General features: G+C 55.9%; 1 protein-coding gene. It reads left to right on the top strand.

What is annotated here, in order from left to right; genetic code table 11:
• The coding region (locus FDX22_RS15460) for an ATP-binding protein (protein WP_304571767.1) at positions 1-270 on the top strand (270 nt) is incomplete at both ends.

Genomic DNA, 270 nt, shown 5'->3' with positions numbered 1-270 from the left:
ACTACCGGGCGAGGTGCTGATGACCGCACAGCATCTCGATGACCAGTGTGAAACCTTTCTGCTGGCGCTTAAGCGCGGCAGTGGTCCTGCCGGACTTTCCGCCATGGGGGAAAGCTATCCGTTTGCCGGAACCCAACTGATTCGACCGCTGCTGGCGCAAACGCGAGAGGCGCTTGAAGCATGGGCACGGCAGCATGAATTATGCTGGATTGAAGATGAAAGCAATCAGGATGATACCTACGATCGCAATTTCCTCAGGTTGCGCGTTAC

The organism is Citrobacter sp. TBCS-14 (assembly GCF_005280805.1).
GTDB lineage: Bacteria > Pseudomonadota > Gammaproteobacteria > Enterobacterales > Enterobacteriaceae > Citrobacter > Citrobacter gillenii.
This window is presented reverse-complemented; position numbering and strand designations above follow the sequence as displayed.